Here is a 17,539-nt window from a genome sequence, read left to right as displayed (position 1 = left end):
CCCGAAGGCCGCAAACCTTTGCGACGATACCGCCACGGCATCGATTTAAAAACCCATTCACAATGTCAAAGACGCAAGAGGCAAACCCTCTTGCTACCGGCCGAAGCCGGATATTTTTTCGTTTCATCCTGGAGAATGTTTTGGCTGGTGGAGCCTATCGGGATCGAACCGATGACCCCCTGCTTGCAAAGCAGGTGCTCTCCCAGCTGAGCTAAGGCCCCATAGCCAAAAGGATGGTGGGCCTGAGTGGATTCGAACCACTGACCTCACCCTTATCAGGGGTGCGCTCTAACCAACTGAGCTACAGGCCCATCCCCGTCACCAAGCAGGCTACCATTCTTGCGAATGGCAAGCCGCGGGCGGCGTGAGCCAGCTCAGGCGCAAACGCGGATCTTGCGATCAGCGTTTCTCCAGTGATGAAAGGACATGAGGACGACGGCATGTTTCTTTGAAAAGGTGCGAAGCACTTCCGGAGACAAGCTCCGACGCTTTCGTACCAATCCTTAGAAAGGAGGTGATCCAGCCGCAGGTTCCCCTACGGCTACCTTGTTACGACTTCACCCCAGTCGCTGAACCCACCGTGGTTGGCTGCCTCCTGCAAGCAGGTTAGCGCACCACCTTCGGGTGAATCCAACTCCCATGGTGTGACGGGCGGTGTGTACAAGGCCTGGGAACGTATTCACCGCGGCATGCTGATCCGCGATTACTAGCGATTCCGCCTTCATGGACTCGAGTTGCAGAGTCCAATCCGAACTGAGACATCTTTTGGAGATTAGCTAACCCTCGCGGGATCGCTGCTCACTGTAGATGCCATTGTAGCACGTGTGTAGCCCAGCCTGTAAGGGCCATGAGGACTTGACGTCATCCCCACCTTCCTCCGGCTTATCACCGGCAGTTTCCTTAAAGTGCCCAACTAAATGATGGCAACTAAGGACGAGGGTTGCGCTCGTTGCGGGACTTAACCCAACATCTCACGACACGAGCTGACGACAGCCATGCAGCACCTGTCACTAGGTCCCCGAAGGGAAGAAATCTGTCTCCAGAAGTCGTCCTAGGATGTCAAAGGCTGGTAAGGTTCTGCGCGTTGCTTCGAATTAAACCACATGCTCCACCGCTTGTGCAGGCCCCCGTCAATTCCTTTGAGTTTTAATCTTGCGACCGTACTCCCCAGGCGGATAACTTAATGCGTTAGCTGCGCCACCCAGGCTCTAAGAACCCGGACAGCTAGTTATCATCGTTTACGGCGTGGACTACCAGGGTATCTAATCCTGTTTGCTCCCCACGCTTTCGCACCTCAGCGTCAATAACTGTCCAGCGAGTCGCCTTCGCCACTGGTGTTCTTCCGAATATCTACGAATTTCACCTCTACACTCGGAATTCCACTCGCCTCTCCAGTATTCTAGTCTACCAGTTTCAGAGGCAGTTCCGGGGTTGAGCCCCGGGATTTCACCCCTGACTTGATAAGCCGCCTACGCGCGCTTTACGCCCAGTAATTCCGAACAACGCTAGCTCCCTCCGTATTACCGCGGCTGCTGGCACGGAGTTAGCCGGAGCTTATTCTCTGGGTACTGTCATTATCATCCCCAGTAAAAGAGCTTTACAACCCTAAGGCCTTCATCACTCACGCGGCATTGCTGGATCAGGCTTTCGCCCATTGTCCAATATTCCCCACTGCTGCCTCCCGTAGGAGTCTGGGCCGTGTCTCAGTCCCAGTGTGGCTGATCATCCTCTCAGACCAGCTATGGATCGTCGGCTTGGTAGGCCTTTACCCCACCAACTACCTAATCCAACGCGGGCCCATCTAAAGGCGATAAATCTTTGGTCCGAAGACATCATCCGGTATTAGCAGTCGTTTCCAACTGTTATCCCGGACCTAAAGGCAGGTTCCCACGCGTTACGCACCCGTGCGCCACTAACCCCGAAGGGTTCGTTCGACTTGCATGTGTTAGGCATGCCGCCAGCGTTCGTTCTGAGCCAGGATCAAACTCTCAAGTTTGTGTCACTCACCTATCCGGCACGGGTCGAAACCCGCTATCCGAACAGACAAGAGCTTCAAGGAGCCGATACCTGCACATCAAACGTAATGGATACGAATGAACATGCATCATCGCAACGCAGGCTGTGACCTGCGAAGGATGTGGCAATCGGCATAGTTAAACCGGTATCCGGAGCCTTAAAACCCCCGGACCGGGCGCCGTCGCCCACATGTCCCTTCATCAAATTTCAACAATGTCAAAGAGCCACTCAACAATAAAAGCGGACAGCGAAGGTATCCCCGATTTACACCGGGGGACCGGCTATCCGTTTATGTTGGCGACCAGAGCGTCGAACCCGTTTGAGTGGGCTGCTTCGCTCCGGTGAGAGGGCATATATGGGGCCCTCCGATTCGGGTCAACGGGTTTTTGCAATTTTATTTCGTGAAGTCGAAAAAACTGCAGAAATCCGCGGGTTTCGCCATGTCCCGAAAGCGTCATGTGGGGAGCGTTCCGAGGGCTTCAAGAGGAGCATTCCGGCCTCCACGCAGCCTTCCCCCCGATCAAGGGGGCGATTCAGGGCCGATGAATCGGGCCGGCGCGCCGGCTTTGCCCCGAATCCGGACCGGGACCCCGTGATTGGTATCTCGCTTTCGGTACGATTCGATTCTACGCCCTGTCGATGGACAGCGCCGACGAGCGCCCGGAAGGGCCCATGGACCCAGACAATAAGGCTCGCGGCTCGTCGTCCGGACCTGCCCCCGATGGTTTTGGAGCCCGTGTCCGCAACGCGCTCGCATGGCGCTATGGTAGCCAGGTCATTGCCCAGATCATCACCTGGGGTTCGACCCTCCTTGTAGTGCGCTTGCTAGACCCCAGCGACTACGGGCTCTTCGCGATGAGCCAGGTGGTGCTCGCCGCGCTGGCTTTCCTCAATGGCTGGGGCTTTGCCAATTCGCTGATCCAGCAGGACAGCATCGGCAAGCGCGACATCGGTCAGGCTTTCGCGCTGCTGCTGGTGCTCAACTTCGGGCTGGCCGCGGCGCAGATCCTGATCGCGCCCTATGCCGCGCTCTATTACAGCGAGCCGCTGATTGAAGACATGCTGTACATTCAGGCGCTCTTGTTCCTCACCACGCCCTTCATCGCCCTGCCCAGCGCGCTGCTGTCGCGCGAGCTCTCGTTCCGCACCCAGGCGATCGCCAATATGATCGCCTCGATCGCCGGCGCGGTCACTGCGTTGGCGATGGCCTGGTACGGCTATGGCGTGTGGGCGCTGGTCTGGGCGCCGATCGTCGCCTTCACGGTGCGCGCCGTCGGGGTGACCATCGCGGCCTGGCCGCTCGCCATGCCGGTGTTCGATCTCAAGGGAGCGGGCGCCATGGTCAGCTACGGCGGGGCGATGACGCTGTGCCAGCTGCTGTGGATCGTCCAGAGCCAGAGCGACATCTTCATCGCGGGGCGAACCTTCGAACCCTATGATCTGGGTCTCTACGCCGAGGCGCTGTTCCTCACCCTTATCGTGACCGGCCGCTTCCTGCCCCCGCTCAACGAGGTCGCCTTCCCCGCCTATTCCGAGCTGCACAAGGCCGGGCATAGCCTCGCACCCTATTTCCTGCGCTCGATGCGCAGCGTCGCGATCATCACCGGCCCCATTTATATCGGCCTCGCGCTCACCGCCCCCGAAGCCATCGCCACGCTGTTCGGCGAGAAGTGGATGCCGATGGTACCGATCGTCGCCGGTCTGGCGCTGGTCATGCCGCTACGCTCGCTCGAGATCATCTGCACCCCCGCGACGAACGCCACCGGTCGCCCGCGCATCTATGTCTACACCAGCCTTGTCGGAGCGGTGCTGTTCACCGCGGGCTTCCTGGTCGGGGTCGAATATGGCGCGATGGGACTGGTCCAGGCCTGGTGGTTTGCCTCGCCGCTTCTACTTGCCTTCACGCTCGCGCTGACGCTGCCCGTTGCCGGCGTCTCCGCGTGGGAGTGGTTCAAGTCGATCTGGCCCGCGATCGTCGGCTGCGCGGCGATGGCCGTGGCGGTGATCGGTTTGCGGGCGATCCTGCCCGACTGGGCCGCCCCGCTCAGGCTGGCGGCGCTCGGCGCGACGGGTGCCACGACCTATGCGGCGGTGATCTGGTTCGGCTGGCGCAGCGTGGTTTACGAAAGCTGGGCCATGATCAGGCGGCGGCCCGCATCCGCGCCAAAGCCCGGCGGTCGAATTCAAACCACAGCGGGCTGAGCCGCGGGCGCAGGCGCGGCAGCCATTCGGGATAAAGCTCGGCCATGCGCCGCGGGAGCGCTGCGGGTCCCTCGCTCTGCATCAGCGCGCTGATGATCCGGTTCTGGAAATGCCGAACCGAATAATTGACCATCCGGCGCGCCTGCAGCGTCAATCCTCTGGGCGTCAACGTGGTCGGCTCGCACAGGAAGCCGCCCGTATCGCAGGGCACCACCGCGTCCTCGCGGCGATCGGCGTCGCGCCCCAGATCGTTGTTGGCGAGCGCGGCGATCAGGCTGTCGTCGCCCACGAGATCCTCGGGCAGCCGCAACCCGCTGGCGCGCAGCCGCGCGACGAATGCGCCGCTCAAGGCGTAGCAATCGCCGAACAACCCGTGATCCTCTGCCAACATTCGCCGGTAATAGGCCGCCCGCCGCCCGTTGCGCGGCATGCCCGCCGCCGCATTGGCGCGCGGATTGTCGCGCAGGCAGCGGACGAGGCCCTGGACGGTCCCGGGCAGCAATTGGGCATCGCCATCGACGAAGACATAGCAGTCCGCCTCGGGCGCCTCGTCGAGCATGAAGCGGTTCCAGCTGCGCGCCTTGCCGCCAGCTGCATATTCGACCAGCCGGACACCGCGATCGCCATAGCTGCGGACGATATCGGCCGTGGCGTCGCTGCTGCCGTTGACCACCACCGCCACAGCAACCCCGGGCTCGCCCAGCGGCAGGCTGTCGAGACACAGCGCGATCCGGCGTTCCTCATTATGGGCCAGCGCGGCGATCTGGATCGTCATGGATTGGAGGCTCGCATCATTGTGACGCGCATCTACCAGTGCATTGCAAGCCGGCATAGAGTGATCGACAGGCCGGGTTTGCCGTTTTTTGGCCATCGCCGCATGATTTATCTCTGCGATTGGAGATGCGTCACGATGCGCAACATGTTCAACACCGCAGTGGCGATTCTCGCGCTTGTTCTGCCGATATCGAATTCGACAGTTTCGGTAGCAAGACAATTGTCGAATTCGACACTCTCCGAAGCCGACCAAGCGCCGCCGCCAACCATCCTTCCCGACGAAGCGAACCCGATCGAGGACTTCGAAATCGCCCTCGATCGCTATCTGCGAATGACCGTTCCGGTGACGATTTCCGGGGCCGGACCCTTCCGCTTCCTGATCGACACCGGCGCGCAGGCCACGGTGGTGACGCACCGCGTGACCGACCGGCTGCAACTCGTTCCCAGCGGGCAGGCGCTGCTGGTGGCGATGGGGAGCAGCCGCATGGTCGAGACCATCGAACTCGACGGGCTGGAATTCGCCAACCGGCGGCTCGACGGGCTGACCGCGCCGCTGCTCGAAGCCCGCCATATCGGTGCGGATGGGATCCTCGGACTCGACAGCCTCCAGAACCTGCGGGTGCTGATGGATTTTCGAGAGAACCGCATCTCGGTGGCCGATGCCCACGATGATCGCGGCACGGGTTACGAGATCGTCGTGCGGGCGCGGCGCAAGCTTGGGCAGATGATCATCACCGATGCCCGGATCGACGGGGTGCGCACCGCGATCATCATCGATACCGGCGCCGCCAACTCGCACGGCAACGCCGCCTTGCGCCGTCGCCTTCGCGCACGCCAGCTGGATGAATTGCTGACCACCGACGTCCACGGGTTCGAGGTCCGAAGCGATCTGACCTTCGCGGGAACGTTGCGCATCGGCGGGCTGACGATGACGAAGGTGCCGATCGGCTATGCCGACAGTCCGGTGTTCGCCCAGCTCGGCCTCGACGACAGACCCGCGCTGATCCTGGGCATGCAGAACCTGCGCGCGTTCGATCGCGTGGCAATCGATTTTGCCGACCGCCGCATCCTGTTCGACCTGCCCGACGGATCGCAGGCGAATACGGCAACCCGGCAGCTCTTCTTTCCCTCGCGGATCGGGACCTGATGATGCGGTGACCGGGCAGGCGCGCTTGTGCAAAGCGTCAAGCCGCCCCAAATGCGCTACCCATGCCTCCCGACACGATAAATTCCAGCACCCCGCGCGACGCCGAGAGCTGGGCGACGCTGCGGCGGTTCCTTCCCTATCTCTGGCCGTGCGACAATCCGCAGCTGCGGGTCCGGATCGCGATCGCACTGCTGCTGGTGCTGTTGGCCAAGGGCGTGATGCTGGCGCTCCCGTTCGCCTACAAGGGCGCGGTCGATGCCATGTCGACGCCGGCCAACGAGGCGGTGATGGTCGCGCTCGCACTGGTGCTGGCCTATGGCCTGGGGCGCTTCTCCGCCACCGTCTTCGACAATCTGCGCAACATCGTGTTCGAGCGCGTCGGCCAGGAGGCGACCCGCAATCTGGCGGTCGACGTTTTCCAGCGGCTGCACCGGCTGTCGCTGCGCTTCCACCTTTCGCGCCGCACGGGCGAGGTCACCAAGATTATCGAGCGCGGCACCAAGAGCATCGATTCCATGCTCTATTTCCTGCTGTTCAACATCGCTCCGACCTTCATCGAGCTGATCGCGGTGGGGGTGATCTTCTACCTCAATTTCGGACTCGGGCTGGTTGCGGCCACCGCGCTGGCGGTGGTGAGCTATATCTTCGTCACCCAGCGGATCACCGAATGGCGCACCGATCTGCGCCGCGAGATGAACGATCTCGACGGCACCGCGCTGTCGCGCGCCGTCGACTCGCTGCTGAATTACGAGACGGTCAAATATTTCGGCGCCGAACACCGCGAAGAGGAGCGCTACGCCCGGGCAGCGCATGATTATTCCGAAGCGGCGATCAAGTCCGACACCTCGCTCGGTCTGCTCAACATCACCCAGGCGCTGATCACCAATGCGCTGATGGCCGGCGCCATGGCCTACACCGTCTGGGGCTGGAGCCAGGGCGATCTGACCGTGGGCGATCTGGTGTTCGTCAACACCTACCTCCTCCAGCTCTTCCGCCCGCTCGACCTGCTCGGCGTGGTCTATCGCACGATCCGGCAAGGGCTGGTCGATATGGCGCAGATGTTCAACCTGATGGACACCGGGGTTGAGGTCGAGGATGTCCCCGGCGCCCCGGCGCTGGTGGTCAACCGCCCCTCGGTGACCTTCGAAAATGTCGTATTCGGCTATGATGCGGATCGCACGATCCTGCATGGCCTCAGTTTCGAGGTGCCCGCCGGGACCACGCTGGCGATTGTCGGCCCATCGGGTGCTGGCAAGAGCACGATCGCGCGATTGCTGTTCCGCTTCTACGACCCGCAGAGCGGGCGCATCCTGATCGACGGGCAGGATATCGCCAGGGTCCGCCAGGACAGCCTGCGCGCCAGGATCGGCATCGTCCCGCAGGACACCGTCCTGTTCAACGACACCGTGGGCTACAACATCGCCTATGGCCAGGAGGGCGCCAGTCCTGAGCAGATCGAACAGGCCGCGCGCGATGCCGCGATCCTGCCCTTTATCAAACGGCTACCTGCGGGGTTCGACACCGAGGTCGGCGAGCGCGGGCTCAAGCTCTCGGGGGGCGAGAAGCAGCGCGTCGCCATCGCGCGCACCCTGCTCAAAAACCCGCCGATCGTGGTCCTCGACGAGGCTACCAGCGCGCTCGATTCGCGCACCGAGCAGGACATTCTGGAAACGCTGCAACGCGTGTCGAAGGGGCGCACCACGCTCGCCATCGCGCATCGCCTCTCGACCATCGCCGGGGCGGACCGGATCATCGTGCTAGACCACGGCCGCGTGTCCGAAAGCGGTTCGCACGCCGAATTGCTGCGACACGACGGTCTCTATGCAGAAATGTGGCAGCGCCAGGCGGCCGAACGTCGTCCCCACGCCTCGACCGCCCAGCCCACCGACTGATTACTGCGCGGCGCCGATCAGGCTCGGCCGCGACAGGTCGAGATCGGCCGCCTCGATCACTTCGACATTGGGCCGGATCGCGCGCAGGTTATCGAGGAACTCGTCGGCCTTGCCGACCACGATGATCGTGGCCTTGTCCGCGCCGACGTAATCCGCCGCTGCCTTGGCCGCGGCCTCGGGCGAGACATTGCCGAGCCGCTCGGCATAGCGTGCCGCTTCGGCGGGTTCGAGCCCGTCGAGCAGCAGATTTGCGACGATGGCGTTGAAGCCCGACGAGCTTTCCAGGCTGCGCGCATAGCCGCCACCCAGGAACAGCCGGCGCCGGTCGAGCAGATCGGCGGCGATCGCCTCGCCCCCCAGCCGGTCGAATTCGTCGAGGAAGACCTGCACCACCTCGTCTGCAGTGGCGTTTTGCGTCTGCGAGGAGGCGACTAATATATCGGTGCCCAGCCCGCTACCCGCACCATAGCTGATCGAACGCTTGGTCCGCACTTCTTCAAACAACCGACCGCTCGAGCCGCCGCCGAGGATCGCATTGGCCAGTTCGATGGCGTAGTAATCGGTATCGGTTCGCGAGGGCGCCCGCATCCCGGCATAGACCGCCGCCTGCCCGGCATCGGGCATGTTGACCACCACCGTGCGCACAGGCTCGCCCGTGCCGGTTGGATTGGCGATTTCCTCGGGCGGCGCGGTATCGACCTGCCAGTCGCCCAGCAGCGTCTCGGTCAGCGCGACCGCCTGTTCCGCCGCAATTCCGCCGCTGACGATCACCTGCGTGCGCGCGGGGTGCCAGTAGCGGTTGCGATGCGCGAGCAGATCCTCGCGGGTGATCGCCGCAAGGCTGGCCTGCGTCCCGCCGGGAACGCTGCCATAGGGGGCATCGCCATAGAGCACCGGTCGCGAAACCATCCGCGCCAGTTCGCCCGGATCCTTGAGACTCACCTGCAGCCCGTCGATCCCGCGCTTGCGCTCACGCTCGAAGGCATCGACCGGATAGGAGGCGTTGCGGATGACTTCGGAGAGCACCCGGCCCGCTGCTTCCATATTGGCGACCGGTGCGGTCAGGCTGAAGTAGGAACCAGCCGAACCCGCGCTCGAGCCGAAGCTTGCGCCGAGGCTCTCGAGTCGCCGCGCGATTTCCTGCGCGTCCATCGTGGGGGTGCCCTGCTCGGCGAGACTTGCTGCCATGTTGGCAAGCCCGGCCTTGGCGCGCGGATCGCTCTGCGAGCCACCGGGCACCACGACGGTCATGGTCGCGATCGGAACATCGCCGGTTTGCGCGGCGACGACCTCTATGCCGTTGGCGAGCGTGCGTTCGACGATCCGGGGCGCCTCGACGGACGGGGTCGAACCGGCTGCCGGCGGTTCCTCGCGCTCGCCATCGGGCAGTACGGCCAGAGGTTCGCCGGTGGCCGGCGGCAGTATGATGAATTCGGGCATGGGAACCGGGTTGGCATAGGCCGCCGGGTTTTCCTCGCCCGCGACATAGCGCATGTCGATGCGCGCCTGCGGGTCGAGCCATTGCGCGGCAACGCGCATCACATCCGCCTCGGTGACCTGCCCGATCGCCGCCAGCCGCTTATCGGCAGCGCGCGGATCGCCGGTCGAGACCAGCGCCTCGCCCAGTTCGAAGGCCCGCCCCCGCGCGGTTTCTCGACGGCTGAGCGAATCGGAGAACAGCTCGCTCTTGGCCTCGGCGAGTTCGGCCTCGCTTACCGGCTGGCTGCGGATGCGCTCGAACTCGGCTTTGAGGATGGCGTCGACCTCGTCGACATCGGCCTGCGGATTGGTGATCGCGAAGCCGGCGACGCCGCCGCCCTCTTCGCTTTGGGAATAGAACATCGACTGATCGACAGCCTTGCCGCCGCGGACCAGCGAATCATACAGACGGCTGTTCTGGCCGCGCGCCATGATCGCGGCGAGTACCTCGAGCGCGGCGGCATCGGGATGGCCCGACTCGGGCGCCTTCCACAGCGTGCCGGCGACCGGAAGCGGCACATTGGGCGCGGTGGCGACGAAGCTGCGCGGACTGGTGCGCGCCGGCTCGCGCGTGGAGATGGCAAGGTCGACCGGCGCGGCGCGACGGGGAATGTCGCCGAAATACTCGCCCACCAGCGCGCGCAGATCGGCCATCTCGAAATTGCCGGCGACGATCAGCGTCGCCGTGTCGGGGCCGTAATAGGCCTGGTGGAAGGCGCGGGCATCGTCGAGCGTTGCCGAATCGAGCTCCTCGATCGAGCCGATTCCGGGTCGGCGCTGGGGCAGGACATCATAGGTGTTTTCGGGAAGCACGAAGCGCGCGAATCGGCCGTAGGGCGGTGCCAGTACGCGCTGGCGAAGCTCTTCCTTCACCACGTCGCGTTCCTTGTCGAAGACGTCCTGGTCGATCACCGGCTTGAACATGCGTTCGCGGTGGGTCCACAGCATGGTCTCGAGATATTGTGCCGGGACGGTCTCGTAATAATTGGTCCGGTCGCTCCCGGTCGAGGCGTTGCGCGTGCCGCCGACATCCGCGGTGAGCCCGTAGATCATGTTGTAGGGCATGTTCTCGGTCTTGCGGCTGAGGATGTGTTCGAACAGATGCGCGAAGCCGCTGCGCCCTTCGGGATCGTGCTTCGAGCCGACTTCGTACCACAGCGAGGTCGTGACCTGCGCGGTCCCGGCATCCTCGATCGCGATCACCCGCAGCCCGTTGTCGAGCGTCCATTCGGTGAATTCGATTTCGGGTGCGGAGAGCGCTGCATTGCCCTCGGCAGGCGCCTGCGCGATCGCGGGCATGGCGGTGGTCAGCGCGAGCGTGGCTGCGCCGGCGGCGAGAAAACTGCGAAACATATGGTTTGGCCCCCATCCAGAATGTCTGATGGGACGACACCCTAACGAGCCCCCGGCCCAACGCAATCCGTGACGCGGTCCGTTCTGCCAAGCGCCATGAGCACTCGGCAAACAGCGGGGAACCGCACGCCTAGAGGATGTACTTGCTCAAGTCCGCATCGCCCGCAAGCTCGGCCAGCTTCTCGCGGACATAGGCGGCATCCACCGTCACCGTCTCGCCGGCGTGTTCCTCGGCCTCGAAGCTGATTTCCTCGAGCAGCCGCTCCATGACCGTCTGCAGACGGCGGGCGCCGATGTTCTCGAGGGTCTCGTTGACCTGCGCGGCGATCTTCGCGACTTCGGCCACCGCGTCCTCGGTTATAGCGAGCGTGACATCCTCGGTGCCGATCAGCGCGCAGTATTGCTGGACCAGATTGGCGCGGGTTTCGGACAGGATGCGGACGAAATCCTCTTCGGTCAGTGCGCGCAGCTCGACCCGGATCGGGAGCCGGCCCTGCAGTTCGGGCAGCATGTCCGAAGGCTTGGCGACATGGAACGCGCCGCTGGCGATAAACAATACGTGGTCGGTCTTCATCGGCCCGTATTTGGTCGCCACCGTGGTGCCCTCGATCAGCGGCAGCAGATCGCGCTGGACGCCCTCGCGGCTCACCGAACCGCCGCGCACATCGGAAACCGCGATCTTGTCGATCTCGTCGAGGAAGACGATCCCGTTGGTTTCGGCGTTCTCGAGCGCGACCCGGGCGACATCGTCCTGGTCCATCCGCTTCTCGGCCTCTTCCTCGACCAGCTTGTCCCAGGCATCGGGAACCTTGAGCTTGCGGCGCTTGGCGGCGGATTTGCCCATCGCCTTGCCGAGCATATCAGACAGGTCGATCATCCCGACGCCGCCGGGCATGCCGGGAATATCCATCGATTTGTTGGGCGCATCGCGCACCTCGATCTCGACCTCGGTGTCGTTCATCGCGTTCTGGACGATCCGCTCGCGGAAGGCCTCGCGGGTTGCTTCGGACGCGTTGTCGCCGACCAGCGCGATGAGCAGGCGATCCATCGCCGCCTCGCTGGCGGATTCGCGCACCGCCTCGCGGCGGCGCTCCTTCTCGAGCCGGATCGCTTCCTCGACCAGGTCGCGGGCGATCTGTTCGACATCGCGGCCGACATAGCCGACCTCGGTAAACTTGGTGGCCTCGACCTTGACGAAGGGCGCTTCGGCGAGCTTCGCCAGCCGCCGGCTGATCTCGGTCTTGCCGCAGCCCGTGGGGCCGATCATCAGAATGTTCTTGGGGGTCACCTCGTCGCGCAGTTCGGGGCCGAGCTGCTGGCGGCGCCAGCGGTTGCGCAGCGCGACGGCGACTGCGCGCTTGGCGTCCTTCTGACCGATGATGTGTTCGTCGAGCGCGGCGACGATCGCCTTGGGGGTGAGGGCTTGGATCATAGGTTCGACAGTTTTCCGTTGGGATGAGCACCATGGGGAAGGCGCGGACTAGAACGAGCGGTCAGACGGTTTCGAGCGTCACATTGCCGTTGGTGAAGACGCAGACATCCGCCGCCACAGCCATGGCCTTGCGCGCGATTTTTTCCGGATCGTCCTCGTAATCGGACAGCGCCTTGGCGGCAGCGAGCGCGAAATTGCCGCCCGAACCGATCGCGGCGATCCCACCCTCGGGTTCGAGCACGTCGCCATTGCCGGTGAGGACAAGGAGGTTCTCCTTGTCCGCCACGATCATCAGCGCCTCGAGATTGCGGAGGTATTTGTCCATCCGCCAGTCCTTGGTCAGCTCGACCGCGGCGCGGAGCAATTGGCCGTTATACTGTTCGAGCTTCTTCTCGAGCCGCTCGAACAGGGTGAAGGCATCGGCGGTCGCCCCGGCGAAACCGGCAACCACCGTCTCCACACCATTGTCGTCCTTGGCGCCGATCCGGCGGACCTTCTTCGCATTGGGCTTCATCACGGTATTGCCCATGGAGACTTGCCCGTCCCCGGCAATGACCGTGGTACCGCCGCGCTTGACGCCGATGATGGTGGTGGAATGCCAAGGGATCAGCCCGTGGCGAGAGTCTGTGTCAGCCATGCGAGCGATATGGGGAGCGCGCCCGCACGGTCAAGCGCGATACCGAAGGCTGAGGGGTCAGCCGCCCGGACCAGGGCCGCCCCCGGCACCCGGCGCACCGACGGTACCGATATTGCCGAACAGGTCTTCCAGGAAGCTGCGCTCGCGACCGAGCGTCGGTGTCGAATCGCTTTCGGGCGAGAGATAGACCACCTTTTCGATCCCGCTGCGATCCGAGGCGACGACATTGCCAGCCGCGTCGAACTTTACCGCCAGCACCGAATGCTGCTGGATGGTCGGGCGTACGAAGGGCCGACGCCCGGTGGTGCTGGACACATAATACCAGGTCGGCTCGCCATACTGGCTGGTGAAGGTCGGCCGACCGAGCGTCTGTTCGACCGAGCGACGGTTGTCGATGCCCGGCTGAATGACATTCACCAGCGAACCGTCGACGATATAGCCGCGCGGTTCGCGAATCGAGGTACAGGCCGAGAGCGCGAGCACCGTGCCCGCGACCAGAAATGCCTTGCAGGCGAGGCGACCGTTTGCGCGCATGAGACTCACTCGAACTCCAATTGCCGTGGCGCGGCTTGGCCGGGGCCGCCGCGCGTCCTATATGTGGTGCGCCCGCCTTAAGCCGCCGTGCGCTCGCTTGCAATGCGCGAGCCTCGCATGGTCGGCGCAGGGCCTGCAGTGCCGCGCTTGAAAGCCGCGGCTTGAATTGCCGCTGAACATGGTGTCGCCGACACTTCTGCCGATCCGGAGCCCGATGACCTTTCTTTCCCGACTCTTCCGCCCCCGCGCAGATCCGCGCGAAGCGCTGCGCCCGCTGTGGCATCGCACCGTCGAAATCGCCCGCGAGCCCGAATGGTATGCGCAATGCGGCGTGGACGACACGCTTGAGGGGCGCTTCGACATGATCACCGCGGCGCTGGCGCTGGTGTTGCTGCGGATGGAGAATGATCGCATGCTGGCGGCGCAGACCGGGCTGCTGACCGAATTGTTCGTCGAGGACATGGATGGCCAGCTGCGCCAGTCGGGCGTGGGCGACCTGATGGTCGGCAAGAAGATCGGCAGGCTGATGGAAACGCTGGGGGGCCGGATCGGCGCCTATCGCGATGCGCTGGGCGAACAGAACGCTGCGCGAATCGATGCGCTCGCTTCCGCGGCGCGCCGCAATGTCACGCTTGCGGACGAGACGCGCGCCGAACTGCTCGCGCATCGTCTGCTCGCGCTGCAGTCCAGGCTGGCGGCCACCGATGCCGACCGCCTGCTGGAAGGCACAATGCCATGAACGTGACCGGGGAATTCGAACGGATCGTCAAGCTCGATCGCCTGCCGCGCGAACCGCTGAAGGTAACGGCCGACGAGAGCGAGCGCGCCGCGCTGGCGCGCCGCTTCGCAATTGAAGCTGTCCACTCGCTCGAGGTGGAAGTGCGTTTCGCGCCGGAGGGCAGGATCGTGGTGGCCACGGGTCGGCTGACCGCGGCGATCGAGCAGCTCTGCGCGATCTCGGGGGAAGCTTTTCGCAACCGGATCGAGGAACCGCTCGCGATGCGCTTCGTCCCCGCCAGCGAGCAGGCCGAATTCGATCCCGAGGAAGAGGTCGTACTCGACGCCGCTGAACCGGATGAAATCTATTACGAAGGCCAGTCGTTCGATCTGGGCGAGGCGATCGCGCAGAGCTTCGGCCTCGCCATCGATCCCTATGCCGAGGGCCCAAATGCGGGGAACACACGCGAGAAGGCGGGATTGCTGGACACTGCGCCAAGCGGACCCTTCGCCGCGCTGGCCGCGCTCAAGAAAGACTGAGCGCGGCGCAGGGGGTTTAGCTCAAAAGGGGATGTCGTCGTCGAGATCGTCGTAGTTCGAGCTACCGCCCGAACTGCCGCTCCCACCCGAGCTACCGCCGGATCCGCCAGCCGAACCGCCGCCCCAATTGTCGCCGCCGCCCGAGGACTGGCCGCCATCCTGGCTCCAGCTGCCCGAACGCTGTCCGCCGCCGCCTCCAGCACCGCCGCCGCTACCGCCACCGGGGCCGTCGAGCATGGTAAGCGTACCGTCGAAGCCGCGCAGCACGATCTCGGTCGAATAGCGGTCCTGGCCGTTCTGGTCCTGCCACTTGCGGGTCTGCAGCTTGCCTTCGACGAAGACCTTGCTGCCCTTCTTGAGAAATTTCTCGACCACGTTGACGAGCCCGTCGGAGAAGATCGCCACCGTGTGCCATTCGGTGCGCTCCTGGCGCTCGCCAGTGTTCTTATCCTTCCAGTTCTCGCTGGTGGCGATGCGCAGGTTTGCCACCCGGCCGCCGTTCTGGAAGCTGCGAATCTCGGGATCCTGCCCGAGGTTTCCGATCAGCATGACTTTGTTGAGGCTACCGGCCATCGATTCGCGTCCTTTGTCTGTTCCCGGAGAGGCCTATCGAAAGCCGCGCCCGCTAGCCAGTGGGCAGAGCGCCGTGTGCACAAGGCTGGTTGGGGCCGGCCCTTCGACCGAAGGGCCTACCAACCCAGCGCCACCGCGCCCCAATAGGTCAGCCCGGCGAAAATATAGGCCAGCGCAAACAGGTAGGCGACCATGAACATGGGCCATTTCCAGCCATTGGTCTCGCGCCGCGCGACCGCCAGCGTCGACAGGCACTGCGGGGCAAAGACGAACCAGGCGAGGAAGGCCAGCGCTGTGGGCAGGGTCCACAGATCGGCGATCCGTTCGGTCACACCCTCGGCGGCCAGGTCCTCGTTTTCGGCTTCGACTGCATAGGTCGTCGCCAGCGCGGAAACCGCAACCTCGCGTGCCGCCATTGCCGGGATGATCGCCAGGCTGATCTCGCGATTGAACCCGATGGGGGCGAGGATCGGGTGAAGCCCGTCGGCGATTGTTCCGGCGATGCTGGCGTCGAGCTGGCTTTCGCCTGGCTCCGCCTGCGGGAAGCTCAGCAGCACCCACAGTGCGATCGTGGCGACGAAGATGATTGTGCCCGCGCGGCGCAGGAACACCCAGGCGCGCTGCCACAACCCGATGCCGAGATCGCGCAGCCGCGGCATCTGGTAGCGCGGCATTTCCATGATGAAGCCGCTCGCCGCACCCTTTGTCACCGTACCGCGCAGCACCAGCGCCACCACCATCGCGCCGAGGATGCCTGCCAGATAGAGCACGAACAGCACCAGCCCCTGCAGGCCGATCCCCGGCCCCACACTGGTCTGGGGGATGAAGGCGGCAATGATCACCGCATAGACGGGCAGCCGCGCCGAACAGGTCATCAGCGGCGCGATCAGGATGGTGGTCAGCCGGTCCTTGGGGTCCGAGATCGAACGGGTCGCCATGATGCCGGGAATGGCGCAGGCGAAGCTGGAAAGCAGCGGTATGAAGCTCTTCCCCGACAGACCCACACCCGCCATCAGCCGGTCCATCAGGAAGGCCGCGCGCGCCATATAGCCGCTGGCCTCCATCAGCAGGATGAAGAAGAACAAGATTATGATCTGCGGCAGGAACACGACCACCGAGCCGACGCCCGCCAGGACGCCTTCGGTGACGAAATCGCGCACCAGGCCCTCGGGCAGCAGCGCCCCGGCCCAGCCGCTCAAGGTGCCGACCACCCCTTCCAGCGCATCGGCGAAGGGCGTTGCCCAGGCGAACACCGCCTGGAACACCACGAACAGCAGCGCGAACAGGAACAGCGGGCCGACCCAGGGGTTGAGCAACACCCGGTCGACGCCGTTCTCGACGGTGTGACGAGTCGACTTCGACAGGATCGCACCGCGCGCGATGTGTTTGGCCGACAGGCGCCGCTCGGGAAGCGTCAGATGCGACTGGCGTTGCGGGTCTTCATCCGCGTGACGCTCCGCCTCGGCGATTGCCTGACCGAGCTCGGCGATACCCTTGCGCCGCACCGCAACGGTCGGGATCACCGCCACGCCTAGCGCTTCGGACAGCGCCGCGGGATCGAGCGTCAGCCCGTCGCGCTCGGCAAGATCGACCATGTTGAGCGCGATCACCGTCGGTCGCCCAAGCTCGAGCACTTCCTGAGCGAACACCAGATGCTGTTCGAGATTGGCGGCATCGAGCACGAGTACGATGACGTCGGGGACCTTCTCGCCCTCGAAGCTGCCCTCGACCACCTGACGGGTCACTTCCTCGTCGGGGCTCGCCGAATCGAGCGAATAGGAGCCCGGCAGGTCGAGCAATTCGACCGATTCGCCGCTGGGCAGCGTCAGACGCCCTGCCTTGCGCTCCACCGTGACACCGGGATAATTCGCGATCTTCTGGCGCGCACCGGTCAGTGCGTTGAAGAGGGCGCTCTTGCCCGAGTTGGGATTGCCGACCAGCGCGGCAGTGCGATGCCGGCTCATGCCGCCACCTCATTGGTAGCGCCGTCGAGTAGTTCGACTTCGATCGCTAGGGCATGCGAGCGGCGCAGCGCGATGGTCATATTGCCCAGCCGCAGCGCCAGCGGGTCGCGTGTCCCGAAGACGCCGCGATGGATCACCGTGAGTTCGGCGCCCTCATCCACGCCCAGCGCACGCAGGCGCTTGGCCTCGTCGCTCGCCAGCCGATCCCACGCGACCGCCACAATTCGCGCCGACCTACCGTATTCGAGCCCGTCCAATGTCATGGCGGCGCGCTGCCAG

13 protein-coding genes, 2 tRNA genes and 1 rRNA gene are annotated in these 17,539 nt (G+C 64.2%); 5 read left to right on the top strand and 11 right to left on the bottom strand.

The window, feature by feature from the left end; genetic code table 11:
• Positions 1–145: 145 nt before the first annotated feature.
• The 3 genes from ACWIKC_RS01910 to ACWIKC_RS01900 all read right to left on the bottom strand — a co-directional run bounded on the left by ACWIKC_RS01910 (position 146) and on the right by ACWIKC_RS01900 (position 1,996).
• A tRNA-Ala gene (locus tag ACWIKC_RS01910) sits at positions 146–221 on the bottom strand.
• 13 nt (positions 222–234) lie between these two features.
• Positions 235–311, bottom strand: a tRNA-Ile gene (locus tag ACWIKC_RS01905).
• 196 nt (positions 312–507) lie between these two features.
• Positions 508–1,996: ribosomal RNA gene (locus ACWIKC_RS01900) — 16S ribosomal RNA — on the bottom strand.
• A 692-nt stretch (positions 1,997–2,688) separates the two neighbouring features.
• Here ACWIKC_RS01900 and ACWIKC_RS01895 point away from each other — a divergent pair.
• Complete coding sequence (locus tag ACWIKC_RS01895) at positions 2,689–4,218, top strand: lipopolysaccharide biosynthesis protein (protein WP_454598452.1); 1,530 nt, start codon at positions 2,689–2,691, stop codon at positions 4,216–4,218.
• Here ACWIKC_RS01895 and ACWIKC_RS01890 read toward each other — a convergent pair.
• The gene (locus ACWIKC_RS01890) at positions 4,157–4,993 is read right to left on the bottom strand and encodes a glycosyltransferase (RefSeq protein ID WP_454598451.1); all 837 of its coding nucleotides are present in this window, start codon (positions 4,991–4,993) and stop codon (positions 4,157–4,159) included. The genes ACWIKC_RS01895 and ACWIKC_RS01890 overlap by 62 nt on opposite strands.
• A 102-nt stretch (positions 4,994–5,095) precedes the next feature.
• Between ACWIKC_RS01890 and ACWIKC_RS01885 the strand changes: the two genes are divergently transcribed.
• Together ACWIKC_RS01885 and ACWIKC_RS01880 are read left to right on the top strand one after the other, a co-directional pair.
• Complete coding sequence (locus ACWIKC_RS01885) at positions 5,096–6,139, top strand: retropepsin-like aspartic protease (RefSeq protein ID WP_454598450.1); 1,044 nt, start codon at positions 5,096–5,098, stop codon at positions 6,137–6,139.
• A gap of 62 nt (positions 6,140–6,201) precedes the next feature.
• Positions 6,202–8,031, top strand: coding sequence for an ABCB family ABC transporter ATP-binding protein/permease (locus ACWIKC_RS01880; protein WP_454598449.1), 1,830 nt, complete (start codon positions 6,202–6,204; stop codon positions 8,029–8,031).
• On the opposite strand, the gene ACWIKC_RS01875 is transcribed toward ACWIKC_RS01880, so the two are convergent.
• From ACWIKC_RS01875 to ACWIKC_RS01860, 4 genes are all read right to left on the bottom strand, one after another.
• Positions 8,032–10,863, bottom strand: coding sequence for a M16 family metallopeptidase (locus ACWIKC_RS01875; RefSeq protein ID WP_454598448.1), 2,832 nt, complete (start codon positions 10,861–10,863; stop codon positions 8,032–8,034).
• 130 nt (positions 10,864–10,993) lie between these two features.
• Positions 10,994–12,295 (bottom strand): ATP-dependent protease ATPase subunit HslU, encoded by a 1,302-nt coding sequence (hslU, locus tag ACWIKC_RS01870; protein ID WP_454598447.1) that lies wholly within the window; start codon positions 12,293–12,295, stop codon positions 10,994–10,996.
• Between the two features lie 61 nt (positions 12,296–12,356).
• On the bottom strand, positions 12,357–12,932 hold the full coding sequence (hslV, locus tag ACWIKC_RS01865) for an ATP-dependent protease subunit HslV (protein ID WP_454598446.1): 576 nt from the start codon (positions 12,930–12,932) through the stop codon (positions 12,357–12,359).
• Between the two features lie 57 nt (positions 12,933–12,989).
• The gene (locus tag ACWIKC_RS01860) at positions 12,990–13,466 is read right to left on the bottom strand and encodes an outer membrane protein assembly factor BamE (RefSeq protein ID WP_454598445.1); all 477 of its coding nucleotides are present in this window, start codon (positions 13,464–13,466) and stop codon (positions 12,990–12,992) included.
• 214 nt (positions 13,467–13,680) lie between these two features.
• On the opposite strand from ACWIKC_RS01860, the gene ACWIKC_RS01855 reads away from it, so the two are divergent.
• The gene (locus tag ACWIKC_RS01855; protein WP_454598444.1) at positions 13,681–14,205 is read left to right on the top strand and encodes a ubiquinol-cytochrome C chaperone family protein; all 525 of its coding nucleotides are present in this window, start codon (positions 13,681–13,683) and stop codon (positions 14,203–14,205) included.
• Positions 14,202–14,723 (top strand): YceD family protein, encoded by a 522-nt coding sequence (locus ACWIKC_RS01850; protein WP_454598443.1) that lies wholly within the window; start codon positions 14,202–14,204, stop codon positions 14,721–14,723. Before ACWIKC_RS01855 ends, ACWIKC_RS01850 begins: the two co-directional genes overlap by 4 nt.
• Before the next feature lie 21 nt (positions 14,724–14,744).
• On the opposite strand, the gene ssb is transcribed toward ACWIKC_RS01850, so the two are convergent.
• The 3 genes from ssb to ACWIKC_RS01835 all read right to left on the bottom strand — a co-directional run bounded on the left by ssb (position 14,745) and on the right by ACWIKC_RS01835 (position 17,523).
• Complete coding sequence (gene ssb, locus ACWIKC_RS01845) at positions 14,745–15,296, bottom strand: single-stranded DNA-binding protein (RefSeq protein ID WP_454598442.1); 552 nt, start codon at positions 15,294–15,296, stop codon at positions 14,745–14,747.
• A 116-nt stretch (positions 15,297–15,412) separates the two neighbouring features.
• A complete protein-coding gene (gene feoB, locus ACWIKC_RS01840; RefSeq protein WP_454598441.1) occupies positions 15,413–17,260 on the bottom strand; it encodes a ferrous iron transporter B in 1,848 nt (615 codons plus the stop codon).
• Positions 17,257–17,523, bottom strand: coding sequence for a FeoA family protein (locus ACWIKC_RS01835; RefSeq protein ID WP_454598440.1), 267 nt, complete (start codon positions 17,521–17,523; stop codon positions 17,257–17,259). Before ACWIKC_RS01835 ends, feoB begins: the two co-directional genes overlap by 4 nt.
• Between the last annotated feature and the right edge of the window lie 16 nt (positions 17,524–17,539).

This window comes from Qipengyuania sp. SM2507, assembly GCF_053714505.1.
The sequence above is the reverse complement of the archived record's forward strand: the minus strand, read 5'-3'. Positions and strand labels throughout refer to the sequence as shown.

Excerpts from the sequence above, each read along its gene's own strand:
- ACWIKC_RS01875 (WP_454598448.1), bottom strand. The coding sequence starts at position 10,863 with ATGTTTCGCAGTTTTCTCGCCGCCGGCGCAGCCACGCTCGCGCTGACC.
- ACWIKC_RS01850 (WP_454598443.1), top strand. The coding sequence starts at position 14,202 with ATGAACGTGACCGGGGAATTCGAACGGATCGTCAAGCTCGATCGCCTG.
- ACWIKC_RS01835 (WP_454598440.1), bottom strand. The coding sequence starts at position 17,523 with ATGACATTGGACGGGCTCGAATACGGTAGGTCGGCGCGAATTGTGGCG.
- ACWIKC_RS01855 (WP_454598444.1), top strand. The coding sequence starts at position 13,681 with ATGACCTTTCTTTCCCGACTCTTCCGCCCCCGCGCAGATCCGCGCGAA.
- hslV (WP_454598446.1), bottom strand. The coding sequence starts at position 12,932 with ATGGCTGACACAGACTCTCGCCACGGGCTGATCCCTTGGCATTCCACC.
- hslU (WP_454598447.1), bottom strand. The coding sequence starts at position 12,295 with ATGATCCAAGCCCTCACCCCCAAGGCGATCGTCGCCGCGCTCGACGAA.
- ACWIKC_RS01860 (WP_454598445.1), bottom strand. The coding sequence starts at position 13,466 with ATGCGCGCAAACGGTCGCCTCGCCTGCAAGGCATTTCTGGTCGCGGGC.
- ACWIKC_RS01880 (WP_454598449.1), top strand. The coding sequence starts at position 6,202 with ATGCCTCCCGACACGATAAATTCCAGCACCCCGCGCGACGCCGAGAGC.
- ACWIKC_RS01890 (WP_454598451.1), bottom strand. The coding sequence starts at position 4,993 with ATGACGATCCAGATCGCCGCGCTGGCCCATAATGAGGAACGCCGGATC.
- feoB (WP_454598441.1), bottom strand. The coding sequence starts at position 17,260 with ATGAGCCGGCATCGCACTGCCGCGCTGGTCGGCAATCCCAACTCGGGC.
- ssb (WP_454598442.1), bottom strand. The coding sequence starts at position 15,296 with ATGGCCGGTAGCCTCAACAAAGTCATGCTGATCGGAAACCTCGGGCAG.
- ACWIKC_RS01895 (WP_454598452.1), top strand. The coding sequence starts at position 2,689 with ATGGACCCAGACAATAAGGCTCGCGGCTCGTCGTCCGGACCTGCCCCC.
- ACWIKC_RS01885 (WP_454598450.1), top strand. The coding sequence starts at position 5,096 with ATGATTTATCTCTGCGATTGGAGATGCGTCACGATGCGCAACATGTTC.